We start from the raw sequence: 25,741 nt of genomic DNA, 5'->3' as shown, positions 1-25,741 counted from the left end.
AAAGCAAGTATGCCGAGTAAGGCGTTATCTTCATCAGAAAGACTTTGCCCTTTTTTAGATTGTGTTTGCTGTATTTTCGCCAACAGTAAGTCAGGTGGTAGGACTTGAATAAGAGCCATACGTAATTCAAAACGTCGAAGCTCCTGCTCGCCTAAAAAAGTTGCCTCTAACCAGCGCAACGAAAAACCATGACACAAACCTGCCGATTCCTTATAACCTAATAAGTTATGTAAATTAATAATGCCCTATGCAATGCCATAAGATGATATATGATTAATATGATTGTTTAATTTTAGCACATATAAATTAAACAATTATTAATGAAAAGCTAACAAGGTTTTTCCTTTTCTACTTTTCTAAATAAAATATTGTTACATTGGAAATTTAAGCTGTTATATGAGGCATATTTTTTTAAATTCTTTTATGGAGAACAGCAAAACATTATCTTATGCCTATATTAGACCATGCTTGTAATTTAATTTCTCATAATTTTGATAATATTTGCGACACAACTTTATTGATTTTTAACTGCTCTATAACCGTAACGCGAACGGGGGAAAACTTTTTCTAAAGAAGCTTATAAAAAACAATTCAACTTGCGATGTTAGCATTATCAATGCCTATTAGAATTCAATTTATAATTAAGTTATTAAAAAAATGAAAGTATAAAATTGGGGCTACAGGTTGACCGTTTGCAAATAAAATATTGTAATAACCGCTTAGAAGCTGAACATGGCAAGCTCAAACGACTCATTAATCCTACTTTAGGTTTTCAATCGATGAAAACAGCTTATGCCACCATTAAAGGCTTTGAAATCATGCGCATGTTTAAGAAAAAACAATTTAATTGTTGGATGTTCGGAGCACGTAATGAAGTATCCTTTATCAATGAACAAATTGACCTATATAGCTACGTTTAATATCTACTTAAAATTTTATGACTTTGTAAATTTAATCTTGTTTGCAGCAGAAATAATATTACTGGTTATAATACAATTCATTTAATTGACTTAAATATAATTTTATTGCACTATAATTAAACAGTTATTTATAGGTTCTTTATTATGCTCTTAAATAAAGTCCAAAGAAATAAAGCATCAACTACTCATAAGAAAGAACAAAAAAATAAAGTTTGGGTTTATACTAATACTTGTACCGCTTATGAAGGGTCATTGAGTCATATTCCATTTCTAGAAGAAAAAATAAAATGCCAATTTTATAATGATAAACATGAATTGATTACATTAGAGAAGATTGGTACTACTGCTCAGAGCAATCGAAAGACAAGGGGTTACATTTTAAACCTATCGTCGCTAGTACAAAAAGCTATTCATTAGAAGCCCCTATCTATACTAATTTAAGCACACCTTCAATTACTGCTTTACCGGCAATTTTTGTTGATTCTTTTGAAAATGAAAACGCTACTAATAACTATGGCTATTCATCAAATTATTCTACTCAAACACAGAATAATTTAACTCAAGAAATATTGGATATTTCTGAACCAGAACCAGTTTTGGCTGGAAATTATTACGCTGATTCGTTTAGTATTCCGCAAGAGTCAATCAGCACTATGCTTACAGTAAGGACCCGTAGACGACAAAAATTAAACACTGATAATCCTTGTTTTGACAATATAAATTTAAATAATTTGGTTACATCTATTAACGCAGAAGATGATGGAAATTGTTATTCATTCAATGCTTTCAACCAAACGAATAGATTTAACAATCAGCGCCTAGAGACCGCTGGACAACAACTAGAACATAGCTTAGATGTTCACAGTAAAAATTTAAGTGAACTTCAAAAAACTCTAACTTCGCTTAATCCTAATTTAACTTCTGAAAAATTCCCAACCCATGTCAAATAGAGGAGAATTATTTTTTAAATGTAACTTATTTACCACCAGGCTATCTTAATTATTTAACGAACCCATTGAAGAATCACCCTATCCTGAATATGACACCGTCTCATATAACTCTACTGAAGAGGTTACGTTAGATGAAGAAACATCCTGTGAAGAAGACGTTAATTTGGAGGCGTTAACCTCCTGGCCAGATGATCTTGTTTTTACAAGATTCAACTGATGTTTCTTTTGCAGAAGGAAGCCCAATAGTATTACCCTGGCGTCTAAAAGTTGATTAATCCCAAGCAGCATATTTAGTTTCACTTTTCTTAAAGAAATTAAAAATCTTAAATTCATTAAACTGTATTTTGGTCAGGTAAAGCCGGATATTTATGAGTAAGTCATCTACACAACGGACCGGCTTAACTAAGCAAGCATTCGCCTTGACATCCTGATTGACTAATTCCTGGGGATTTAACTCGGGACAATAGGGAGGTAAAAAAAATTTCATTATCATCCTTATGTTTTTCCAACATAGCACTGCACATTTTTACTATGGTGGACTTTAAGATTATCGACGATTAGAAATACTTTTTGCTTAACCTGGCGGCGTAATCTGCCTAGAAATTCAATAAAGATTTGACTATCACAGTTGTTTTCAAAAACCATCCAATTCATAAACCCTTGCGGACTAATGGCAGCGAGCATATTAACTTTAAAGCGACTTCCTGTCTTTTTTATCACAGGCGTTTGGTTGACAAGGCCGTAAGTTCTGCCACGATTGTCACACGATTGCAATCCCATTTCATCTGCCCAATAAATTCTTGCGCCTTCCTGCATCGCGCGTGTTTTGATGGCAGGATAGGTTTCATTGAGCCATTGGGTTACTTTATTAGGATCTCTTTGATAAGCTTGTTTAATCGGTTTTTGCGAAGAAAAACCCAATCTCCTAAGAAGGTCTCGCAAGCCACGACCTGAATACTTTATACCAAAAGCCTTCTCAATATAAGCGCCTATCGCCTTACTATTCCACAACGTATAATCAAGGCCAATGTCATCAGGCGCCTGCCTTAGTAGGGTCTTTAGTAATCCTTCAATTTGGGCTGCTGATAAAAAGCACCGCGCTGATTCCTTTACACCACGTTTTTTATAATGAAAACTGTCCTCACCCTTTAACTCAAACTCCCGAACATATTTGATCACTGACGTGAGACTAAATCCGAATAATTTCGCGGCCATGCTTTTCTTAACATCATGGTGCACAACTGCATAGACTACTTTCTTTCGTAGCTCTAATAATACTTCTACTGGCAATTCCCTGTTACTCATCTTAAGAAAATTCAATCATAAAATTTGCCTAGAATAGCACAGCCAACCATCAACTTTTAGACGCCAGGGTAATAGAATTTGCCATCCATAAATTTCACAGTGTCCCTACATTACTAGCTCAACGTGATTACGCAAAAATTTCAAATCTTTGAAAATCCAGAAGTAATTATCAGGATAAGCCCATATACCTCTAATTACTAATATTATTAAAAAATAAAGCGTGCTTGAAAATATAAGAAACGACCCTTTTTGATAATTTTGACTCTGATAAAATAGTAAGTTTTGCAACAGAGCTATATAAACGGCCGCGTTGCAAATACTATCAAAGATAAGAAATGTTAAATTTTAGGTAGATCTCACTTGTAAAGTCCAAACTGCTCATTGATAAAAGACACTTCATTGCGAGTACCATACATCCAGGCCTTGAATTGTCCTTTCTTAAACATGCGCATGATTTCAAAGCCTTTGATAGTATTCTCATCAATTGACAGCCTAAAGTTGGTTTAATAAGCCGTTTGAGACCAACTTTAGACAATTATTAAGATATTTTTAAATTACTTGTAACATTCTCTTCAGTAGGCTCTTTTGGTGTTGCAGTAAAAAAACATCCTTGTCTTAAATCGCTTACTAATCCAGGTTGAAGAAAGGAAAATATATGTGTTTTTAATTCCGGAGACAGGTCGTTAAGTGAAACACTGGGTTCATCCGCGGCTATTGCTTTTTGAAAAAAAGCTATGCGGCTATCGCTTATATTTCTGGCATGACGCATTAATTCCTTAAAATCAGTATCAACTGGTACGCCAAAGAAGGTAGATATATTGTAAATGGCTCTGCCTACAAAATGGTTTAATTTAGCATCATGAGAACTAAGGATCGAGGTCACGGGATGTAAAGAATTTAACTTCAATTGTTTTAAAAAGAAAAGACTAGTTCCTTCAGGTGAAGTTTTTAGCCGTTCTAAAAGAGTTTTGCTACAATATTTACTTAGGTAAGATAAGGTTTCTTGAGTAAACGATTCACCCGCTATCAACTCTTTCCAAAGGGTATTTAACAAATCCTCAGCAAGTTGTCCCTCGTCAGAAAGAATACTTTCTATCTTTTCTTTGAGATTATTATTTATATTGTTATCTTTGCCATTATTATAGCGATATGCTCTCTCATACCATTTAATCGCTTTGGAAAGATTAAGATTTGTACCTAGTCCGCATTCATGCATATGAGCGCAATTACCTGTAGCGTCTATATGTTTTAATTGACTTGCCTGCTTATATAATTTCATGGCCTCAGAATAATTAATGTCGCCACCATGCCCCTGGCAATACATCCAGGCACGGTCGTTCATTGCATCTGCATCTCCTAGTTCAATAGCTTCTTCGAATAGTCTAATTGCCTCAGAATAATTAACGTCGCCACCTTGACCTTCGTAATACATTAAGGCACGTTTTCTCATTGCGTTGGAGTCACCTAATTGAATTGCTTGCTCATAGAGTTCAATAGCCTTAGAAAAACTTATTTCACCACCTTCCTCATACCCATATTGATGCATCATGGCTCTCTCAATCATTGCAGGAGTGTAACCTAATAAAATTGCATCTTCATATAACTTGATAGCCTTAGGAAAATCTTTATTTGATAGATATATTTGTGCCTGAGAATTCATTGCGACAACATTACCTAAACTAATTGCTTTATCATATAATCGCATGGCCTCAGAAATATTTATATCTCCACCTTCACCCCACTGATGCATTGCAGCGCGCTCTATCATAGAAAAGCTATTACCCTGGGTAATAGCTTTTTCATGATAATAGATAGCTTGTTTATCGTCTTTAGGTCTCTCAATGCCTAAATAACAAAATACACCTTCTAGAAACAAGGCATGCGAGCAGTTCCAATCTAGCTGTTTTTGGCATTGACGACTAAGTGCCCTAATACTTTGGCTAAGAGATGTATCTTTAACGTTAGGTGAGGCAGAAGAAATAGAAACCAACGTTGTTGTCAATAAGAATAAATTAGTATAGTTTCCAGCAAGTACTTGCTGACCAATGACCGTAACTAGGTCAGTGTTACTATATTTTTTTAGGTCTTTAAGGGTAATTTCTGTGCTATTAGTGATTGGCATTTATATGGTACTATATAATACAAAGAATTTAATATTAACACTAATTGTACATTTTGTAAACTATAAGTAGACTTCTGCACACTAAAAAATATTATTTTTTATCTTATTAATGGGTTAACGTCCGCAGTACGAGTAATTTTCTCTAGGATATAAGATATTATAATTTAGGCCATGCTTAATAGTGAAGCACGCAAAGCGTAATCTTACTGCGATTTATTATATACCTAGGTCTACCAATTACTTATAAAAGAATACTTCATCCCTTATGTTGCAGATTACATCTAAATTATGACAATTTTGGTTGTATTTAAGTAAATCAATAGATCATGCTGTTAGGATTAACTTAGTGACCAATTTATTTTATCAACATCAAATATGCATTAATACTATTTTCATTGATTCACTCATTACTATTTTTAAGTCTCGGAAAACGACCGTTTATGAGACTTTTTTTACTCATAACATTCTGATTAAGTATCGTCATGACAAGCTAGAATCTGCTTACTAAAAGTTTAAATAAATTATTAATCCCGTACTGTTTACACTACTCATATTGATAATTTCTTTTTGCCCCTCTCTTAAGTACTGTTTAATACAACGGTAAAGAATAAGATACCCTTTGTTCATTAATTTAAAGCCAGGGTAATAACAGCTATCTGAAATTTAACTTTTCTTCACGTTGATTTTTTTTGCAACATGGTCCCTGTTCGTTTATTGTGAGGATGGGTCAGTTGCCAGCGAGCTCGCGGCACATTTTAAAAGCCTAGGAAAATAGTTTATCGTTGACACAGATTAATCAATTATTGTACAATATTTTGCTATGTACACTTATTAGTAGTTATTATGCCCACCACTTATAAATATTTATGGGGAAAAGCGGTTGCAGATGAGGAGTTAGCAAACCTTGAAGAAGAGAGCGAAGGAAAAAGCACAAAACGTTTTGTGACTTATAAAGGTCAAAGAACCCGAATCTATACCAGCAAAGAATATGCTAAATATCGTCTTTTTTTAGCAAAAGATAGTCCGATTAGTGACGAAGCGGTCTTAATGACCTACGTTAAAGAAGGCAAAGGAAGCACCACTAAGCATTATGTCAAAATCGAGGGGCACAAAAGGCTAGTGTTTACCGCAACCCAGCTATCTCTTAATCGCTTATTTTTAGATGGGCAAGAGATTAAAGATAAGGAGGTGTTAGCTACCCATAAAACAGAAGGCACAGGAAGAAACACTAAGCATTACATCCAAATCGAGGGTCAAAAAAAGCAAGTGTTTACCGCAAACCAGCTATCAGCTAATCGCTTATTTTTAAATGGGCAAGAGATTACAGATAAGGACGTATTAGGCACCCATAGGGTAGAAGGTAAAGGAAGCAACATCAAGCATTATGTTAAAATCGAGGGGCAAGAAAAGCAAGTGTTTACCGCAAGCCAACTATCGGCTAGTCGCTTATTTTTAGATGGGCAAGAGATTACAGATAAGGCCGTGTTAGACACCCGTAGGGTAGAAGGCAAAGGAGGCAACACCAAGCATTACGTCAAAATTGATGGGCGAGAAAAGCAAGTGTTGACCGCAGCCCAGCTATTGGTTAATCGCTTATTTTTAGATGGGCAAGAGATTACAGATAAGGAGGTGTTAGCTACCCATAAAACAGAAGGTACAAAAAGAAACACCAAGCATTACGTCCAAATCGAAGGTCAAAAAAGGCAAGTGTTTACTGCAAACCAACTAAATTATAAAAAAATGCGCTCTAAAAGCCATGAAGTTGCAACTGATACTGAGGATAATCCCGTGTTAGAGGAATTTATGGTCATTGATGAGGACCGAATGACTGAGATATCGGTAAATGATGTCGATGAGCATAATGATGTTGAGTCTCCAATGCAGCAAACACCTGTTATTCAGTCAAAGAAGAAACTACCTTTTGAAGACTCTTCTGACAATCACCAACCTAAACTCAAGTTAGCTCGCTTCCATGAGCCTGAGATTTCATCACAACCGCTTAACAAATCTGCTAACTACTCTCATTACAACGCCACTTTACCATCCATAAATACTCCACAGCAAAATAACCTCACTTTATCCTCATTGCATGAAATTCTTGCAAATACCATTCCAGATTTTCCCTCTTTTTCTGATTACCGTTCAAGAGGCGCCTCTAATATCCCTCTTGATAGGCCGAAATTACCACTCGCTGACCAAGTTAACGTCGTTAACGATAAACAACAGCGACAACACATGGTCTTTGACAAGACTTATTCAGCAAATCAGGTCAGTCGTTTAGATAGGGTTGGCTTCTTTACGACCTCTCCTAGGAAGCAAAATAGTCAAACTGACTCGGAAGAACAGCAACCATTTCAGCAAATCAGGTCAGTCGTTTAGATAGGGTTGGCTTCTTTACGACCTCTCCTAGGAAGCAAAATAGTCAAACTGACTCGGAAGAACAGCAACCATACCAAGTATCTCGTAAAAATAACGACTAAAAACTTTTATATTAAAGTATCTCAAAAAACGACCGTTTTTTGAGACTCCTCACGCTTCTACTCCCCTACTCCCAACTTTCCTTATTCAGCCTGGGTTTTTACATTGCTATTTTTATTATATTTCCATATCATAATCAAAGTATTAGATACTCGTTAAAAATAACAATAATTGAGAAAAGTAATGTCACGATTAATTGGCTATGCCCGCGTTAGCACCATTGAGCAAAATTTAAACTTACAAGTCGATGCCCTTCTAAAAGCCGGCTGTCAAAAAAATCTTATTTTTAAAGATAAAGTTTCGGGCTCCAAAAATGAGCGACCTGGATTAAACCAATGTTTAGAGCATTTAACTTCTGGAGATGTGTTAGTCGTCTGGCGCCTTGACCGCTTAGGCCGTTCGATGGTGCATTTAGTAACGCTTATAGAAACGTTACGCGAAAAAGGGGTCGGATTTAAATCCCTCTGTGATGGTGCGATTGATACGACTACGGCCTCGGGTGAGTTGGTCTTTAATATTTTTTCTTCCATGGCCCAGTTTGAACGACGCCTTATTCAAGAGCGAACTCAAGCAGGTCTTTCTGCAGCACGTGCACGAGGCAAAAAAGGTGGACGCCCTAAAGTGGATAGTTCTAAGATTCAAGCGGCTAAACGGATGCATCAAGATAAAGCCTTGGCTATTGCTGATATTTGTAAAGTACTTAATATTTCAAAGCCTACACTTTATCGATATTTATCTGCATAATCAGAAAGCTAATTTTTACTTAATTAAGTATTAGGTCCATATATTTTCTTGCTTTAAACCTGACGCTATTGATAAATTATAGAATAATTTGAAAAAAATAATGCTTATATATCCTATACTTAAACATGGGGGATATATGAAATTAAAAAATAGCGCGCTTTCTTCAATAGCTACAGAGTTAGCTACTTACATTGCTTATCAATGGGAAAAAGGACCACCTTCTTTAGACCATTCTACTATCTTCATTATTAATTTAATAGAAAATTTTAAGCCTGCCAATGTTTATGAATTTCAAAATTCTAATGAATTACAAAGCGTTAATATGAAGGACCTCGATTTTGATGATCAACTACAAATTGTAACCACTTCTATGCAAATATTGGCAGCAAAACAATTAGGAGCTCAGAATTATAAATATCTCACAACTTCCGATAATATAGAATTGAATAAAGAACGAATGTCACCAATATACAATCAAGTTACTCTTTTTTTACTCAAACAACATATTGCTAAGAAGGAAAATCCATTAGAAAAAAAAAGAAATAGATAAAATCAAAAGCGAGCAACATTCCATTAATGATAAAATTAAAGCTCTAATTGAACTTTATCAAAGAAAGGATAATTTAAACGTAGATAATAGTCCCCGCCCTTTACTCTTTATACAATTGAAGGCCATAGAAAAAGTTATAGAGCTTGAAATAGAACGAATTAGGACAAAACAACCTAATGATAAAAGAATTGATATATTAAATTCCACATTAAAAAAAATAAATAAAACCAGGCTCTACTCTGAAATACAATATGCGAATAATCCACACGCCTTAAAAAATTGTCATCGTGAAATAGAAAAGACAATCAAAACTGAATTACTTGATAATGGTAAATTAGAATCACCCTCCTGGAAGGAAAGATTTGTTCAAGGCTTATTAAATGCACTTATGAGTTTTAGTTTTGGCCGCTCTTCTGGTGTATCTAATACTGGGTTAAGTTTTTTTAAAAGCAAAACACAAGAAAATGTTGAAGAAATATATCATTTTCTTAATGAGAATAAACCAAGTTAATATTAAAACCTAACAAATAATATATCACAATAAAAATACAAAAATTTAGACCTCTTGTTTTTGGAATTTCAGCCAGTTAAATTAATAAATATAAATTTTTTACTGTAAAGATTATATAAATAAGGGTGTCGTTTCACTCTGTAAATACCAAGAACAGTTCCTAAAATTATGAAATTAGGCTTTGGCTTTATTATGGTATTGTTTTGAACTGTTCATTTTTACGGCTATAAAAATTAAATCTTTCAATACAAATTCTATTAGGTTATCCAATGAACGAAACTTAAATAATTAAAGGCTTTTAAAATGTTAATGTGCTAAATTTAATGCATATCGAATAGACAAGTTTAGCAAAATTACAGATAGGCTTTTTAGGTGAGCTTATAACACAACTAGCTATTTTCCCCGACTACTGCACAAGGTTATCCCCAGAATTTGTGAATAACTTATCCTGTCGTTTAATATTTTAAATTAAACTAATTTTTTATTTTAATACCATCTAAATCACACGATTAGTTCAGTAAAATTAGTATATTATTCAGCTAATCCAGCTCCTAATAGATAATATATTAATTTACGAAAACTCTATTGATCAATAAGAATTAATTAGTTATTTGAGAATCATATAGTAATCTATTAGCAATCATTTAGTATTCTATTAAAAAGCATATAGTATGCGTTAAATAATCATCTAAGAATCATATAAGTAACATAAAAGAATCATATAATTATCATTTAGGAATCCTAATAGAAATCAACCTAATTTAAATTTTCATTATAATCAAAGAGGAACTTCGAAAGAAACTGGCTCATTAATACCCTTTTACATTAAAATTAAGTCTATATTTTTCTTCAAATGGATATCAAATAGAAATCCAAACAAGTTCTCTTAAGCAATTTAGTAATCAATTAGATATCATAATAGAAATCATTTAAGTTAAATATAATAGTAATAATAGTTATAAAACTATTACTTTAAACCATGTAATATAATTAATAATTTTTATAGTGTTTTTATTGACTTACCAAAAATCCATGTTTAAGATTAAATGATAAATTGCAATAAAACTTAAACAAAGCAATCAGGAGATGAGATGATGGATCCCAAAATGCTCGTTAGCGAGGCAGCGGAAGCATTAGGAGTAACTGCTCAAGCTCTTCACAATCAAATTAAACGTAAAGAGCTACAACATGTGAAGAGTAGAAATAGAGTTTATTTTGGCCATCAAACAGCTAAATCTCTCTTATCTCTCAACTTTAAACCTCAAATACTATGTTTTCAAATTGTAAAGGGCGGTACTGGAAAAACTTCTATGTGCTTGGCTATAGGAGTTCGTGCATCTCTATATGGAGCAAAAACTCTGTTAATTGACCTCGATCAACAAGGTAACTTAACCAAAGCATGTAGAATAAATACGCATGATAACCCAATAATGATAGAGCTTATTAATCAAGATATTCCAATCGAAGAAGGGATTATTCCAGTGTGCGATGGTCTTGATATTTTACCAAGCCGCATTGAAAATGCCTTATTAGATAGCAATTTAATGTTGAAGCGGTTGCCCCTTGATCGAGTGTATAAAGAAATGATTACACCTCTCAAAGAGAAATATGATTTAATCCTTATTGATTGCCCCCCTGCTCTAGGTAGCTCTGTCACTGCTGCAGCTTTAGCGTCAGAGCGAATAATTGCACCTGTCACACCTTCTGAATTTAGTTTAGAGGGTTTAGAAATTACTAAGCAGGAAGTTAAGAATATTGAAAAAAATTTCCATACTTCTTTAGTATTAAGCCCTCTTTTAAATGAGTTTGATGTTAGAACTTCTTTGTCGCATGAAACCATGAAGTTTCTTATGACACACTATGAAAATAGTTTAATCCGTTCTGTTATTAGAAAAAGTCAAGAATTTGAAAATGTATTAACTAAAGGGGAATCAATTTATGACTCCCTTAATAACTCTCCAGCTAGAGAAGATGTTGATTTACTAACTAGAGAGATATTAAACATTGGCTCACCTGACAACAAAGAGCTAGGAGATATAACTCGAGCATCTACCAATAAAAATTTATCTAATAACCTTGTGAAGGCTTAATAATTAGATTTAAGGAAAAAATTGATGCCTACATTAGATGAATTAACTAAGAAATCAAAAATAAAATTTAAAAAATCTGATTACAGACCATGGAATTACATGGATGAATTAGATAAGGAATCAAATAGTAATCAATTAGAAGTCAAAAAGGAATCGCCGTCGAAAGTATTAGAAACTAATGATGATAATAAGTTTCACAAAAATTTTGATTCAAAAATTATTGAAGAAAAGATAGTTGCTATTCCTGCAGAGCCTATATTCCACAATACCGAAACAGCTTTAGATATTATATTTAGAATAACAGGGCATCAAAAGAAAATATTTTTATTTATAATTGAGCGATGTCTTATTAGAGGCATGTTATCTACAGGAGTCATTAAGGGTGAAACGCTTGCTGAAATAACCCAGACTAGTTTGAAAATGGTAAAGACTTCTATACAAAGGCTAATACATAAAAATTTAATTTTAAGAGAAAAAGGTAAAACTGGGCGTGGCGGCTTTTATTCTTTTAGAATAACAGAAGTAGTCAGAAATGCCGCTTTAGAATACAGAAGAATGGTTAAATTAGATAATCCATTAGAAATCAATAGTGAATCATATGGAAATCAATTGGGAATCAAAAAAGAATTAGTTAGTGAGAAGAAGAGTATATTACCTCCCGAATGGGAGGGAATTAATATTCTTCCCTTAGAGCACATAGGCTTTAACAAAAGCCATCTAATAGATATTTTTGAAACAGGACTTATTGAACCACAAGTTGTACAAGAATCAATTTTACATTATTCCTATGGTTTGGAATATGAATCTACTAAATATAAACAATATGATAATCCTCTTAATGTGTTTATAGGTAGATTAAGGAAAGGTAAGCCTTGGTTTGAGAGCAACTATAGATCTCCCCAAGAGCTTGCACAATTAGAGCTAATAAAAGCAAAAAAAAATGAAGTTGAAAGAATAAAACAGTTAGAAGAAGAAGCCTATAAATTAGCATTAGCAGAATGGCAGGGCACTCTAACCCAAGATGAAATAAAAAAGATAACTGCCAAAAAAAATAATCATAGTGATTTTATGCCTCAGAATGCAAAATTAAGCCTGTATTTTAAAGATGTTATTTGGCCCCTAAAAAAAACAGACTATCTAATTTTAGAATGAACAAACATCACAGACTTTAATATCTAAGAAATCCATAATTAATATTCCGGCTTGTCAAAATTTGATAAATCTTATGTTTTTTAAAAAATGATTTCTATTAGATTCGTAATTGATTCCTATATGATTCATTATTGATTTATATTTGATTACCAATTTTGAATTTGTTTAAATAAATAGGATTGATGCTCATTTCGGCGTGACTTAACCCTGTTGAGAAAATATTTTATAAATTCCACCAAATTAAACTTTTAGTAAATAGGTTTTCTAAGGCTTATACGTTGCAGAGGAAGAGAAATTACTACTTTTATCATTAATAATTTCAAGTTTAACAGTAGGTTTATTAGCCTTAACAAGCAAACACCAAAACCTTACAGGTATTAATTCATCTTCATCACAATTTGCTTGCCTTAAAAACTCATTTGCAAAGTCATTTAAAAACTCTTCCTTCCTATCTTCCGGGATTTGCTTAATTTGAGAGCCGGCAGCGCTGAAAAAGTTTTTAAGCTGTTCCTTGGTATCAAAGAAATAAGTCATCTCTTCCTCAATAAGTTCATTTACATATAATCCAGATTTTGAAACCATGTCTTTATATATTTTAGGATTGAAAAACGAGCGAGGATTATCAAAATTTAAAAAATATTGATTCCACTTTTGACTAGAACAAATTTTATCAAGTACCTGGTGATATAAAGATTTTTTATGAGATAAAAGTAGAACTATTTGTGCACCTGGAACAGCAGCAGCTGAGATGCCATCCAATGCTTCTTGTTGTTTTTTAACCCAGTGTAAACAATTGAAAGAAATAAGAATATCAAATTGCTCTCGAAAAATATTATTGCTTGCGTCCATTTGTAAAAATCTAAGTTGATGCTGATTCCTATATTCTTTTGTAGCAAATTCAACCATAGAGCTTGATATATCCGTACCAATGATACAACCTTCGGTAACAATTTTAGCTATTTCATTAGTAATTAACCCATCCCCGCAACCAATATCTAGAACTCTTGAATTTTTATTGAAAGAGATTTTACTTAAAGCAGCCATTGCGAAATTATATTGTAGGGCGTTATTTTTACTGTATTTACTTGGGTTGCTATAGATATGACTACTCATAAATTTGTGAATTTAATTTAAGAAATAAAATTCATTTTACAGAATTATGTAAATTATAGAAACAGACTGCTTTTAACTATGTTACAATTTTTTTACTTTATAAGATTAATGATGGAACTTAGGGATTAGTAGTGAGATGTCAGTTTTAAGCAAAATATCTTCAATAATAAAGGAAATTAAGAAACCTGCATTTAAAATAGAGTCAGCAAATGAAGATCCTGAGAGAGGACTAATTTACTTTTTAGTGCGCGTAGAAGGTAAAGGTGTACCACCCATAAAAAAAGATCCACTTGAATTAATTAAAGAAGCAAATGTAAAAAAATGCTTTTCAAAGAAAGATTATGATTGGATTATTGATATGCTTTTAGAAAATCAAAAACGACTTATAGAAAGTAGATATAAAAAGAAATATTCTTTAATGAAGCATCAATTTTCTGAACAGTTAAAAGAACCTTTAGTAGTCTTTAGCGATTCAAAAAATAAAATTTATATTAAGCCTGCAAAGGAAATATATACTGATCTTGATTATTTAAAAAAATTTAGCTCCGAAGACAGTGCCTGTATAGGAAATATAGTTGGTAGTCATGAAGCTGAGCAAGAATACAAATTACGCAATCATTATAGAAGTAATAAAGTAATCAAGTTCGATATCTCACGTTTATCTGGTTAATAGGGATAACATTTGTATCTTTGATATCATCCTCTTTTCTTGGAAAATATTTTTTTACTTTATTTACTAAAAATGCATTAGGTATACAAATAAGGAAGGAGTATCCCATTTTTAAAATGTAATCAGAAATAATAATATTTATAGTATCTGCAAGATTTGCACTACTTAAAAAATGAAAAGTAATTAAATTCGTTGATATTGTGAATAGTAACTCTCCAATAGCTGTAGCTCCTAAGCTTCTACTAAAAAAGCCTGAACCAAACCATTTTATACCCCACTTATCTAATACATAAGTATTTGCAAAGAAACCTATTGCTAAGGAGATAGAATCAGCAATAGCGATATGAATAAAGCCAGTAGTTAAAAGAGGATATAATTCTTGGTTTTGCCAATGAAGTGGGGAAGGTAAATGAGCTAGAGAATAGGTGATAAAACTAAATAAGAATTCGCAAATAATTATTGCAACAATCATGAAATAAGAGATCTTTGCTCCAAGCAACTCAGTTATTGAATCATTTAGAGGAAATAGTAAAGGGAATATAAATACCGAAGAACATAAAATTCTTCCGTATATCTCAACCGTCTTGTATCCCATGACGAAGGAGCAGAAAAAAATTGTACTATATAGCATCCCTAAAAATATTAGATAAGCTCCCTTATCAATCTTATAAAAGGAATTTAACTTTTTAGAATGATACAAACTCACAATAAACTCCTTGCTTAACAACTTTATTTTACGCGGTGATTTATAATTTCTGCATCTAATAGGGTGGTAGTATCACTAAAATTAAAAAGATTTGTTCTGTAATGGACAATTACTCCAATAAATTGATAGTTAGTTAAGTTAATTTTTTTAAGCTCAAGAGGAAAATTTGAATTTAACACTTTTAAGTATATATCCTCATCATCAATAATAATTTGTCTAATGATTGGTAGTTCATTTTGATCTTTTATAAGTAGTACAAAATCTTTATTAGATATTTCACGCTCTGGATCAACAATGATTAATGAATTTAATAATATAAAGGGCTCCATCATACTATCCTGAGATAATGTGGCGAAGCATTTCCCATTCAATGGTAAATCAATAGTAATGGCTTTAAGGTAAGAATCATGATCTAAAAGAGAATTTAGATATAAATAAACTTTTGAAGGAGGAACTAAAGGAATTTGCCTGCAGCCAATAGGCTCTTCACCAATCAACTGGCTAACCGTAATTTGAAAAAAAGAGGCTAGCTTTTTTAAAATTTCTATCGTTGGGTTTCCATATTTATTTTTTAATAATCTATAAATCGTGCTTGAAGGTACGCCTGTTAATCTTTCTAATTCAAGGGCATTCAAATTATATTTTTTTAATAAATGAGATAGAACTGTACCAATTGACATAATACGCCATTTACGGTAAATTCACCATATATGATAAAATTACCATATATGGTGAATAGTGTTTATATAAGGAAAGTGTAAACAATTTTTCCATAAGAATAAACTGTCTTAATAGTCAAACTATTAATTAAAAAAAGTACCACACAGATTGTTATAACAATTAAGAAGATTACTGGAAGTTAATCTGGAGTAGAAATTGAAATCGGAAAACAATAAAAAATACCCTAAAGTCTATATCTCTTTTCAATTGTCTGAAAAAGCTAATCAGCTATTAACGGAATCTTGTAAGCGATCAGGCAGGAAGAAAATACCGGAAGCAGCTTTAAGGCTTGAAGATCATTTGAATCGATTTCGCTCGATATCTGAGCTAAATCAAACTATCTTAAATTCAAATATTGAAGAAGTAAAAGAAATGGAAATTCAAGATGTCTGTACTTCGAATCCATAAAAAAAATCAAAACTTTATCATCCTTGATAAAACCTGTTTACAAGATATTAAACTGTCTTGGGGCGCTAAAGGGCTTCATGCCTATTTAATGTCTTTGCCCGATGATTGGTGCGTGAGAGTTGCTGACTTACAAACACGCTCGACTAACGGTCGAGATTCTGTTCGAAGCCTTTTAAGCGAATTAGAGCAAGCTGGATATATTTCAAAATCACCTTGTAGAAATAACGCAAGCGGCAAATTTGAAGGTGTAGAATATATTGTTTATGAAATTCCTAAGCCAACAAAGAACGAAAAAACACCAGCGCCTGAAAACACGTTTTCGGTAGTGCTAGAACCTGAAAATCCGGCGACTGGAAAACCGAAGACGGCTAATCCAACTCTAATAAATAATAAAAATAATAATAATTTATTAACTAAGAAAGCAGCAGCAAGCAGTAAACTTTTATCAAATACTTTTTTAAATCAGGAAAATGCTGCCGCTGCTTTTTCTGATAAAAATAAATTAAGCGATAAACAGGTATCTGACCGAGCAGAGCACCAAGCCATTCACTTTTTATCAGCAGAAGAGTCAGTGATAGGTAGCACACTGACTCTTAACCAAAAGAAACGAGTTCATGCACTTGCTCAAAAGCTAAATAGTTCAAATGCCCAAATTCTTTTTCAAGAAATTGAATATTGCTTATTAAGCTCTAAGCACTTTATTGCCTGTGGGCAAGATTTTGGGCGGAAACTTAATGCCATACGCATAGTTATCTCACGTGGCGATTGGCAAACGCCACCTGGCTTAATTTTTAAAGCACAAGAGAAAGTAACTGCTGTTTCTAAAAATAAAGAGCAAGAACTTCAAGATGCTCGCTCAGAAATTATTCATTTTAAAAGACTGTTAAACGATACGAAATTACATCGGCATGCGCGAGAACAATTTGAAGCAATCTTAGCAAAAGCCCAATTAAAAATTAGCACCCTTGAAAAGGAAATAGCTAACCTAAGAGTGCATATAAGTTAATAGAGAACCTTAAGACAAGACAAGAAAGATTTTTTATAAAGCTAACAAGGAAAGAGGCAATGGTGAGAGTAATTTCCGGAATTTTTTAAATTAACCATCACATCTAATGTGATGACTTAATTCTTTAAATAAACAACAACAATTTGAAAAAAATTAGGCGAAAAGCGCTTAAGGGATTTCTACAACCTAAAACTAGCAAGGAGTTATAAAAATGGGTAAAAAAATAGGCAACTTGATTCAAAAGGTAAGCTTGGCGCTCGCCTTTATTCTTTTAACAAACTCAGTATTTGCTAATGACTTATTAGCCAAAGCTTTAGAAGGTGATGTTAAAGATTCCTTAGGTAGCGGGTCGATGTTTTGGAAGGTTTTTATTCTGGTTGACATTATCCTTGCAACCGCGATGGCTGTGAAAAGTAAAAATCCTATGGTGTTTGTCGGTGTGACGGCTGTTGCTTTTATTCCAGCTTTTTTACTTAAAACGTTTGTGTTTTAAAGGATAACCATGAGCAACATGAGCTATCAATTCTTAAATCATATTGATGCACCTAAAAGGATATTAACGTTAACGCTGGATGAGCTCTTAGTGGCAGGGCTTGGTTCTATGTTGCTCATCGTCTCCAATCAAAAGGTAATCGTGTCCGTATTTGGCTTAAGTTTGTTAAGTGGTTTGCGTTACTTGAAAAAAGGGGAGGGGCCAAAAGCACTTTTAATACTGGCTTATTGGTATTTACCGAGCTTTGTCACCCAGTTTTTTCTGCCGAAATTACCTTTATCACATCATCGTGTCTATGTGGCTTAAGGAGTGAGAGATGAATTTTAATCAGTATCAAAGCCATTTAAGCCAATTATCCGCGCGATTTAATTTAATGGTTGCGCTAGTGTTTGGTTTGCTTGTATCAAATGTTTTACTGTCTTCTTTTCTTTTTAAGGTTTGGCGCCACCATACTATCGAAGTCACTCCCTTTTCTGGCAATCCAGGCTATTTTAAATCAGCAGCGCAGGTGGATGCTCATTACTTAAGTCTCATGGCTGAGAATTTTATAAATGAGCGTTTAAACGTTACTCCTGAAACGGTAGATGCTAAACATCTTCGCCTTTTGTCCTTTGTTAATCATGAGCACTATGCGCCAATGCTGGGGCTGTTAACGAATGAGGCTAAGGTAATAAAAGCAAAAAAAATGTCCTCTACCTTTGATATTACTCACATTAAATCGAACCCCGTTGAACTGACAGCGGTAGTTTCGGGGCGACTGAAACGTTATGTAGGGTTGCAGCCGTTAAATGAGGAGCAAAAGACTTACGTCTTGCAATTTAAATATAACGATAGCCGCCTTTCCATCATTCAATTTTCTCTTTTAAAGGAGAAAGGTAATGGTTAAATCTTTTTATATCGCGCTGGCTTTATTATCAACTACCGCAATCGGAGCTAACAGCATCCAAGTCAAGGATAATAGCGACATTGCCTTAACTTTAAGTCAGGGTAATTACAATAGAATTGTAGTTAAGAACGATAGAATCATCGAAGCAGTGTTTCCGCCCAATGCCATGGCCATTAAACGTGATGAGCAAGATGGGTCCGTGTATGTCATGCTTGCAACAAGCAACCCCTTTACCTTGTTCTTAACTACAGAAGCGGGCCGACATTTTTCAGCGACCTTAACCGGAAGTGAGTCATTAGGTAAGACAATTGAGCTCATTGCCTCACAGGCGGCACTCCCTGCCGCAGCAACTACCCCTCTTAAGTCAAATTCAAAAACAAAGAAAGAAAATACCGTTCCTGAAGCAATTCTTGCTCTGTTAAATCACATGGAGCAACACACGCCTTTTGCCGATGTGAGTGTAAAACGCCAATGGGGACGCGTTGAGCGTTGGGCAAAAGGATTAACGCTCGTTCCTAAAGAGACTTGGAATGGCAAGCTTTTAAAGGGAGAAATTATTGAATTGCATAACGGTGGTAAAGCGTCTTTGGCGTTAGCACAAGCGTGGTTTGTGAAAGAAGGAACCTTAGCGATTAAATTTTCCAAATCCTTAATTGCGCCAGGTGAGCGTGCCATGTTGTATCGCGTGCAAGGAGTGAGCCATGGCTAGGTGGCAATTAAATAAGCAAGTGTTGAGAGGCCAGGTACGAACGTTAATTGTTGTAGGATGTGGTCTAATGTTCCTCGTTGCCATGATGATTGTGTTATTAGCAGAAGGGCGTCCAAAAAAAAGCGAGGCGCAAAAAAAATCAGTCGATTTAACAGGCATCGTTGAAGAATCGTTTACAGAGGCCGCGACAGACAATGCACTCACCACCCAGCAAACTGAACTTCAATCATTAAAAAAACAAGTGGGTGAATTAACACTTTATCTTAAAACCATGAATGATGCGCATCAAAAAGAATTGCAAGCGCAAAAAGAAGAACTTACCTCGAAAGTCCAAGCGCTTATTTTAGCCCAGCAGGAAAAACAACAGGCAGAGCAAAACAAAGAGCCTTTGGCATTAAAGGACGTACAAAACCCAAAACTATGGCATAACCCCAATACGTATGCCATGAATACGAGGATAAATAGTGGAACTACCTTATCTGATGCAAATCCTCGTATTCATACAGTGTCCTTTCGCCCTAAACGCCGCCTTACAAAATCACGCCACTCTGTTTATTTAAGTGCAGCCCATTACGTTCCATCCAATACGTCTGTCCGAGCAGTTATTTTAGGCGGTGCCGATGCTGATGCTTCAGTCAATGGCCAATCGAAAAATAATGGTGTGATGCTTTTTAAATTTTTAGAAGACGGTACTTTGCCTAATGGGGCGCGTTCCCATCTTAAAGGATGTCGCGTCAGTGCTAATTCTTATGGCGATATTTCTAGCGAGCGTGCGTTTGCAACTCTTTATCGCTTATCTTGCGCGCATCCCGGTCAGCCCATCATTGATAAAGAAGTGACAGGCTGGGTGTTTTTCAACGGTAAGGTGGGTATTAAAGGTAAGCCCTTAATGAGGGATAACAAAGTCATGACTTGGGCAGGGGTGAGTGGTGCCTTATCTGGCATTGCTCAAGCGGCACAATACGCCCAAAGCGTGCAAAATATTGGACCCTATGGCGCAAGTTCTGTAGTACCGAGTAGTCAAATTGCACCGTTTGCCGCCTATGGTGGCGCCTCAAAAGCCGCCGATACCTTATCGGCCTATTATGTTAAACGCGCTGAACAATACCATCCCGTCATTCAAGTAGGAAGTGGCAATGTAGTCACGATTGTCTTTAAAGACGGGTTTTACTTAGAGCCCGATGAAGACAAACGTCAACACGCACTGCAGACGTTGAAAGCCGCGCAAGTTACCCAATCACTCATTACTAATCAAGAGGAGAACCAAACTTCTGAGATGAACTTTACGGTTCCCCCTGAGGTCTTAGGGAAAATTGACCGGATGAATACTTTAAGCCGCAATGAAGGAGGCGGGTTTTGATGATAAAGCATGCACTTTTTGTCTTAATACCTATCCTTTGTGGCCTTATGGCGGGTTGTGGCACGATGAATTCTGATTTCAGTTGTCATGCTACTGCAGGTGACAGTTGTTTGACCATTGAGCAGGTCGACGCCATGACCCGCTTTGCGGATGAGGTGACACCGCCACTTTCAAAACGTACTCAAAGGTACCAAGAATTTAACCACGTGAATCACTTAGGGAAAATCATCAAACAACCTAATGGCCAGTCGCTATGGGTCGCACAACAAGTGGAGGAGCAATCATGGGCATAGACTTCACCGTTTGGCGTGATAAAGCACGTGATTTATTACATCGCACGGTCACCTCACTTGGGGAAACAGTAAGTATTAAACCTGCATCTTGTCGTGCGCAAAGTAGGGCGCATGCGTCTTATACGATGGATTTACCCTCCATTAAAGCCCTTTTACCTTATGAAACCATTAATGACGCAGGATTTTTTGTCAATCGCAATTCAAGGGGCTTTGGTTTAGAGCTCACGCCTATGGCAGGTGCCGATGAGTCCTTAATGAATAGTCTCTCACAACTGTTTAAAAACAAATTGACTGCAGGCACCGATTGCACCGTACTTTTGTATAAACATCCCTGGCTTGGCGATACACTTTTACAAAACTATGAGCCTATTTTAAAGCAAGGCGGCATTTATGCAGAACTTGCGCGTTTTAGCTTTAAATACCACTTAAATGCCATTAAAAATGGGTATAAAAATGGCCGCAATGTTCCGGCAGGATTAAGTGATTATTGTGTCTATCTTTTCATTTCAAGACCACTTAACTCAGAGTCGATGCACGCACTTCACTTATTAAGAGAGGACTTTGAATCAGAACTTAAGGTTGCAGGATTTGGATTTAAGCGCTTAGAGGCTGCGCATTTTAAGCTACTGTTGCGGGCCCTAATTTCACCCAATTTTAATGACTTCACCTGGCCTGTGATAGAAAAAACTCAAGGCCTTATTGCAGAATCAATCCCGTGCCCGTCTACCATGATTGAAATTGGAGATGAGGCAATTGACGTATCCATTGTTGATGCAAATGCTGAAAACCTCAGTACTCGTGTGGTTAATTGTGAGTTAAGTCACTATCCAAGTGCGCCCTTTGCGCTGTGGCAAACCCCAGATTTATTCGCCAATCTATTGCAACCTGAGCAAGGCATGCAATGTCCTTTTGTGATTTCATTTACCGTGCGAGGGGTCAATCAGGAAATCATGAAAAAACGCGCTAAAGCCCGAGCTAAATCCTTAAACGCCAATAACAATGCCATTCAGTCTTTCATTAATCCATCCATCTGCGAAGAAGCTGCTGAATGGAAATTTGTGCACGAACATGCCTCTAAAGGTGAATTGCATCTTTTACCTTCTTTTTACAATGTTGTGCTGTATACCACTGAGCATCAAGAGCGCGAGCATGTTGCCAAAGCGATTGCAAGTTTTAGGCAACTGGGATTCACCTTAACACAAAGTCGCTGCAAGCAATGGTTAAGGTTTTTAAGTAGTCTCCCTTTTATGCTTACGGAAGGGTTTTTTTCAAGTCTTGAGTTGCTCGGCATGACTAAAAAGCTTACGCACACCAATATCGCTAACCTTTTGCCAGTCGTTGCTGATTTTAAAGGAGCAAGACAAGGGCTCATTGTGCCGACTTACCGTCATCAGTTGTTTTATTTAAATACCTTTGATGACAGGGTATTACCCATCACCAATTTTAATCGGCTCACTGTGGCTTCAACTGGTGCGGGTAAATCCTTCTTTGAGCAAGCACAAATCTTAGATGGGTTGTCACGTGGTCAGCAGATTTTTGTCATTGATTTAGGCGGCTCTTATAAGCATTTATGTAAGATGGTGGGTGGCAGCTATATCGATGTTTCTACCCTTTCCTTAAACCCTTTTACCCTGTTTGATTTTGATGGGGTGACAGACATTAAAGGAGAAGAAGTCAACGATTACATTCAAATCAGAGATTTGCTTGCGATTATGGCCAGTCCTTCAGAGCCTCTGGGCGAAGTACAAAAAGCCTGGTTGCTGGATGCGGTGACTCATTGCTGGAAAGCATATGGGCGGCACGCCAAAATGGATGATGTGTTAAATGAACTTCAGCGGATGTTAGATAGGCCTGAATCAGAGAGTGATCAACGGCTTAAAGATTTGACTATCTTGCTTGGCAAATATGGCAGCCATGGACTTTACGGTCATTTATTTAATAGTGATATGCCACTACTTAATGACTCTAATTTCATCGTCCTTGAAATGGGAGAACTTGAATCAAATCCTGAGCTTCTCACAATCGTTATGTTTGTCATGATTGTCATTATTCAGGGGCAATTTTATCACGCCGATAGAAAGCGCGAAAAACGCTGTATTATTGATGAAGCTTGGCGGTTTTTAGCACGTGGCTCAAATCCCGTGTGCGCCAGTTTTATCGAGCAGGGTTTTCGCACAGCTAGAAAACACAGAGGCGGCTTTACTGTCATTACCCAAAATCTTCTCGATACTATGAACACCATTCAAGGTCGTGCCATTGCAGCAAGCGCTGACACTAAAATCATTATGCGTCAGGGTTCATTTAAGCACTACCTCGAAGAGCACCCAAATCATTTTAATCCCTTACAAGTTAAAGTGATTGAATCCTTTGGTGAGGCCAAAACGCAAGGCTTTTCAAATCTTATGATTCAGTTTGGTCAAGTGATCACGTTTCATCGTTATTTTTGCGACCCCTTTTCCCGTGTCCTTTTTTCTACCTCAGGCGATGAGGTAAGTGACATTGAGTTGTTGATAAAACAGGGGATGGCGTTAAGTGAGGCAATAGAGCAGGTGGCGCAAAAATACTATGGAGAAGAGTTATGCGATTAATGTCTCTTCTTACAAGGTCTACCTTAGCGCTTTCCGTTTTAGGTGGCGTTTTTTATAGCGTGCATCAACATCCCGTATTGGTGACGTTTGATAAGGATGTGGTCCAAGGCCAATTTATTCGTCAATTGGCAGAAGTAAACGCAAATGAGTCTCAAGTAGAACAATCTAGCAGGCGCTTTAATACGGTGCTTCAACAGGTGCTCGCGAACTTAGCACGGCAAAAGAACGTCATTATTTTAAAAAAGAGTGATGTGCTTGCTGGTGGGGTAGATATTACCGATGAGGTGATTTTAAAGTGTCATCAAGCGATGAGGAAGAAGTCATGAACCTTCTTTGCCTCATAATCCTTCTAGCGTTATCAATTGGGCAAACTCATGCTAAATCCTTTGGGGTTGTCGGTGAAGTCTTTCCCGTGGCTGAAAAAAGTTTTTTGATGTTGATTGAAGAGCGTCTAGCTACTTTGAAAGCGAGTGGGGCGCTTGACGCTATAAATATGCGTTGGGTGCAAACGGCAGCTGAGCATGCCAATAGACCCGAAGCCTTGGCACTTTCGCGTGCCACAGTCTTTGCAGAGCATAAGTTTATTCCTGAAGTGACCTTAAACCAAGATATTACAGATGCAGGAGGTCGTGTTTTGTTTGCCCACGGCACGACGGTTAATGCACTTGCCGAACTACCTGCTTATCGGCCCTGTTGGCTCTTTTTTAATGCTGAAGATGACGCGCAACTTCATTGGGCCGCGCAGCAAAAAACAAGCTGTGCAAGTCCTAAATTCATTCTCACCGGTGGGGCTATCAATACAACGGAGAGAAGGTTGCAGTCGATTATTTATTTTGACCAGGGCGGACGAATCACACGCAAACTTCATATAGCCCATGTACCGGCCAAAGTGATACGTCATCAAAATCACTTAGTTATTCAAGAAATGGCGATTAAGGAGAATGGCGATGTGCTTTAAATCTGTTTTATTTATGATGATGTTTATCACATCCATTACAATTAATGCCCGCCAATGCACGGGTCATTTTGTCAATCCTTTAACTGATGTTTGTTGGCGTTGTTTGTTTCCTTTATCCATCGGTAATACCAAGGTGGTTCATTCCTCACTTCCTGACACTGAAAATGCAGAGAGTCCTATAGGTGTTTGTCCAACCAGTATTGGCGCACGCGTTGGGTTAAATATTGGTTTTTGGGAACCGATGGCGCTTACCGATGTAACCGATACACCTTATTGCTTAGTCAATCTAGGGGGTGCGAAATTAAATTTAGGGTTAAAGCAGGGAAGAGGTGGTCGTCATATAGTCGGCAATGGCCAGCAACGCGCCTTTTTCCATGTGCATTGGTACAAATACCCCCTCATTAACTGGATGAATCTTATTACCTCAGTTGGTTGTCTGGAACAAGGTGATTTTGACATTGCTTATTTAACTGAACTTGATCCAACTTGGATGGACTCCGAGATGAGCTTTGTGCTAAGCCCTGAATCGGTGCTCTTTGGTAATCCAATTGCCTCAGCGGCTTGTGCTTCGGATGCGCTCTCTTCTACGTTAACAAATAAACCACTCGATAGTCTTTTTTGGTGTGCGGGCAGCCAAGGAACCCACTACCCCATGACAGGACATGTTAATGCCTCGGTGTCGCCTGTGCAAACCGCGCTTTTGTTAACAGAGCGCATGAACTACAAGTTGCATCGCGAGTTTTTAGTGTCTGATTCAAGCCCAAAGTCTGGCGAGATTTGCATTGAACATCATTACACGATGACGCCTAAATCACGTTACCGCTATGAGTTAGTCAATCAGGTGGCCGATGGCAAACACTGTTATCCTTCAGGCCATAGCACGCTTACTTGGGAAGCTGGAAAAATTAAACCCCACACCCCTGACCAATATGGTTTTTTAGTGTGGCGAAAACGCAATTGCACCTTTTTGTGAGTGAAAGACCAAAATGATTAAAGAAGGTTTAGCTGT

At 36.0% G+C, this 25,741-nt stretch carries 28 protein-coding genes and 2 pseudogenes; 22 read left to right on the top strand and 8 right to left on the bottom strand.

The genetic code is table 11. The features are described from left to right. Positions 1-197 (bottom strand): hypothetical protein (locus DYH30_RS17875; protein ID WP_147285966.1); only part of this gene is annotated, 197 nt, incomplete at its 3' end. Positions 198-695: 498 nt separating this feature from the next. On the opposite strand from DYH30_RS17875, the pseudogene DYH30_RS17810 reads away from it, so the two are divergent. The 3 genes and pseudogenes from DYH30_RS17810 to DYH30_RS17800 form a co-directional block, all read left to right on the top strand. Continuing rightward, positions 696-920, top strand: a pseudogene (locus tag DYH30_RS17810) (DDE-type integrase/transposase/recombinase); the annotation flags it as partial. A 144-nt stretch (positions 921-1,064) separates the two neighbouring features. Further along, positions 1,065-1,337, top strand: coding sequence for a hypothetical protein (locus DYH30_RS17805; RefSeq protein WP_115333084.1), 273 nt, complete (start codon positions 1,065-1,067; stop codon positions 1,335-1,337). A 152-nt stretch (positions 1,338-1,489) separates the two neighbouring features. Then, positions 1,490-1,870: a hypothetical protein gene (locus DYH30_RS17800; protein ID WP_115333083.1), complete on the top strand. Its 381-nt coding sequence runs from the start codon at positions 1,490-1,492 to the stop codon at positions 1,868-1,870. Positions 1,871-2,141: 271 nt separating this feature from the next. Here DYH30_RS17800 and DYH30_RS17795 read toward each other — a convergent pair whose 3' ends face one another. The 4 genes and pseudogenes from DYH30_RS17795 to DYH30_RS17780 form a co-directional block, all read right to left on the bottom strand. Further along, positions 2,142-2,357: a hypothetical protein gene (locus tag DYH30_RS17795; protein ID WP_115333082.1), complete on the bottom strand. Its 216-nt coding sequence runs from the start codon at positions 2,355-2,357 to the stop codon at positions 2,142-2,144. An 8-nt stretch (positions 2,358-2,365) separates the two neighbouring features. Further along, positions 2,366-3,175, bottom strand: a complete 810-nt coding sequence (locus DYH30_RS17790; protein ID WP_115333081.1) for an IS630 family transposase — start codon at positions 3,173-3,175, stop codon at positions 2,366-2,368. A gap of 356 nt (positions 3,176-3,531) precedes the next feature. After that, positions 3,532-3,695 (bottom strand): annotated as a pseudogene (locus DYH30_RS17785) (IS6 family transposase); the annotation flags it as partial. Positions 3,696-3,713: 18 nt separating this feature from the next. Next, the gene (locus DYH30_RS17780) at positions 3,714-5,297 is read right to left on the bottom strand and encodes a tetratricopeptide repeat protein (protein WP_115333027.1); all 1,584 of its coding nucleotides are present in this window, start codon (positions 5,295-5,297) and stop codon (positions 3,714-3,716) included. A gap of 843 nt (positions 5,298-6,140) precedes the next feature. On the opposite strand from DYH30_RS17780, the gene DYH30_RS17775 reads away from it, so the two are divergent. From DYH30_RS17775 to DYH30_RS17750, 6 genes are all read left to right on the top strand, one after another. After that, entirely contained in the window at positions 6,141-7,676 is a 1,536-nt protein-coding gene (locus DYH30_RS17775; RefSeq protein ID WP_115333080.1) for a hypothetical protein, read from the top strand. A 282-nt stretch (positions 7,677-7,958) separates the two neighbouring features. Continuing rightward, the gene (locus DYH30_RS17770) at positions 7,959-8,519 is read left to right on the top strand and encodes a recombinase family protein (RefSeq protein WP_115333026.1); all 561 of its coding nucleotides are present in this window, start codon (positions 7,959-7,961) and stop codon (positions 8,517-8,519) included. A gap of 136 nt (positions 8,520-8,655) precedes the next feature. Further along, positions 8,656-9,069 carry a hypothetical protein gene (locus tag DYH30_RS17765; RefSeq protein ID WP_115333025.1) on the top strand — a complete coding sequence of 138 codons (414 nt, stop codon included), beginning with the start codon at positions 8,656-8,658 and terminating at the stop codon, positions 9,067-9,069. A gap of 115 nt (positions 9,070-9,184) precedes the next feature. Beyond that, on the top strand, positions 9,185-9,580 hold the full coding sequence (locus tag DYH30_RS17760; protein WP_115333024.1) for a hypothetical protein: 396 nt from the start codon (positions 9,185-9,187) through the stop codon (positions 9,578-9,580). Between the two features lie 1,091 nt (positions 9,581-10,671). Beyond that, positions 10,672-11,670: an AAA family ATPase gene (locus DYH30_RS17755; protein WP_115333023.1), complete on the top strand. Its 999-nt coding sequence runs from the start codon at positions 10,672-10,674 to the stop codon at positions 11,668-11,670. Between the two features lie 24 nt (positions 11,671-11,694). Beyond that, positions 11,695-12,822, top strand: coding sequence for a hypothetical protein (locus tag DYH30_RS17750; RefSeq protein ID WP_115333022.1), 1,128 nt, complete (start codon positions 11,695-11,697; stop codon positions 12,820-12,822). Between the two features lie 264 nt (positions 12,823-13,086). Here the strand turns inward: DYH30_RS17750 and DYH30_RS17745 are convergent, their stop codons facing one another. Continuing rightward, positions 13,087-13,935, bottom strand: a complete 849-nt coding sequence (locus tag DYH30_RS17745; protein WP_115333079.1) for a class I SAM-dependent methyltransferase — start codon at positions 13,933-13,935, stop codon at positions 13,087-13,089. A 136-nt stretch (positions 13,936-14,071) separates the two neighbouring features. Here DYH30_RS17745 and DYH30_RS17740 point away from each other — a divergent pair, with 136 nt between their 5' ends. Continuing rightward, complete coding sequence (locus DYH30_RS17740) at positions 14,072-14,605, top strand: hypothetical protein (protein WP_115333078.1); 534 nt, start codon at positions 14,072-14,074, stop codon at positions 14,603-14,605. Here DYH30_RS17740 and DYH30_RS17735 read toward each other — a convergent pair. Both DYH30_RS17735 and DYH30_RS17730 read right to left on the bottom strand, forming a co-directional pair. Continuing rightward, positions 14,574-15,311 (bottom strand): VUT family protein, encoded by a 738-nt coding sequence (locus tag DYH30_RS17735; RefSeq protein WP_115333077.1) that lies wholly within the window; start codon positions 15,309-15,311, stop codon positions 14,574-14,576. The genes DYH30_RS17740 and DYH30_RS17735 overlap by 32 nt on opposite strands. A 23-nt stretch (positions 15,312-15,334) precedes the next feature. Next, positions 15,335-15,991, bottom strand: a complete 657-nt coding sequence (locus DYH30_RS17730) for a helix-turn-helix domain-containing protein (RefSeq protein ID WP_115333076.1) — start codon at positions 15,989-15,991, stop codon at positions 15,335-15,337. 196 nt (positions 15,992-16,187) lie between these two features. Between DYH30_RS17730 and DYH30_RS17725 the strand changes: the two genes are divergently transcribed. The 12 genes from DYH30_RS17725 (at position 16,188) to traU (ending at position 25,705) form a co-directional block, all read left to right on the top strand. Then, positions 16,188-16,439 carry a TraY domain-containing protein gene (locus tag DYH30_RS17725; protein WP_115333075.1) on the top strand — a complete coding sequence of 84 codons (252 nt, stop codon included), beginning with the start codon at positions 16,188-16,190 and terminating at the stop codon, positions 16,437-16,439. After that, the gene (locus DYH30_RS17720) at positions 16,417-17,445 is read left to right on the top strand and encodes a replication protein (RefSeq protein WP_115333074.1); all 1,029 of its coding nucleotides are present in this window, start codon (positions 16,417-16,419) and stop codon (positions 17,443-17,445) included. The genes DYH30_RS17725 and DYH30_RS17720 overlap by 23 nt, the downstream gene beginning before the upstream one ends. Before the next feature lie 211 nt (positions 17,446-17,656). Next, positions 17,657-17,938, top strand: a complete 282-nt coding sequence (locus DYH30_RS17715) for a hypothetical protein (RefSeq protein WP_242604794.1) — start codon at positions 17,657-17,659, stop codon at positions 17,936-17,938. A gap of 9 nt (positions 17,939-17,947) precedes the next feature. After that, the gene (gene traL / locus DYH30_RS17710) at positions 17,948-18,244 is read left to right on the top strand and encodes a type IV conjugative transfer system protein TraL (protein ID WP_115333072.1); all 297 of its coding nucleotides are present in this window, start codon (positions 17,948-17,950) and stop codon (positions 18,242-18,244) included. Between the two features lie 10 nt (positions 18,245-18,254). Further along, on the top strand, positions 18,255-18,824 hold the full coding sequence (gene traE / locus DYH30_RS17705; protein ID WP_115333071.1) for a type IV conjugative transfer system protein TraE: 570 nt from the start codon (positions 18,255-18,257) through the stop codon (positions 18,822-18,824). After that, entirely contained in the window at positions 18,817-19,533 is a 717-nt protein-coding gene (gene traK, locus DYH30_RS17700; protein ID WP_115333070.1) for a type-F conjugative transfer system secretin TraK, read from the top strand. The genes traE and traK overlap by 8 nt, the downstream gene beginning before the upstream one ends. Continuing rightward, positions 19,526-20,893 carry a TraB/TrbI/VirB10 family type IV secretion system protein gene (locus tag DYH30_RS17695; RefSeq protein ID WP_115333069.1) on the top strand — a complete coding sequence of 456 codons (1,368 nt, stop codon included), beginning with the start codon at positions 19,526-19,528 and terminating at the stop codon, positions 20,891-20,893. Before traK ends, DYH30_RS17695 begins: the two co-directional genes overlap by 8 nt. Then, on the top strand, positions 20,893-21,186 hold the full coding sequence (locus DYH30_RS17690) for a conjugal transfer protein (RefSeq protein WP_115333068.1): 294 nt from the start codon (positions 20,893-20,895) through the stop codon (positions 21,184-21,186). The genes DYH30_RS17695 and DYH30_RS17690 overlap by 1 nt, the downstream gene beginning before the upstream one ends. After that, the gene (gene traC, locus DYH30_RS17685; protein WP_115333067.1) at positions 21,177-23,774 is read left to right on the top strand and encodes a type IV secretion system protein TraC; all 2,598 of its coding nucleotides are present in this window, start codon (positions 21,177-21,179) and stop codon (positions 23,772-23,774) included. Before DYH30_RS17690 ends, traC begins: the two co-directional genes overlap by 10 nt. Next, positions 23,765-24,100, top strand: coding sequence for a type-F conjugative transfer system protein TrbI (gene trbI, locus DYH30_RS17680; protein ID WP_115333066.1), 336 nt, complete (start codon positions 23,765-23,767; stop codon positions 24,098-24,100). Before traC ends, trbI begins: the two co-directional genes overlap by 10 nt. Continuing rightward, a complete protein-coding gene (gene traW, locus DYH30_RS17675) occupies positions 24,097-24,732 on the top strand; it encodes a type-F conjugative transfer system protein TraW (RefSeq protein ID WP_115333065.1) in 636 nt (211 codons plus the stop codon). The genes trbI and traW overlap by 4 nt, the downstream gene beginning before the upstream one ends. Next, positions 24,722-25,705: a conjugal transfer pilus assembly protein TraU gene (gene traU / locus DYH30_RS17670; protein ID WP_115333064.1), complete on the top strand. Its 984-nt coding sequence runs from the start codon at positions 24,722-24,724 to the stop codon at positions 25,703-25,705. The genes traW and traU overlap by 11 nt, the downstream gene beginning before the upstream one ends. Positions 25,706-25,741 lie beyond the last annotated feature (36 nt).

The sequence above is a fragment of the Legionella busanensis genome, assembly GCF_900461525.1.
Classification (GTDB): domain Bacteria; phylum Pseudomonadota; class Gammaproteobacteria; order Legionellales; family Legionellaceae; genus Legionella_C; species Legionella_C busanensis.
The sequence above is the reverse complement of the archived record's forward strand: the minus strand, read 5'-3'. Positions and strand labels throughout refer to the sequence as shown.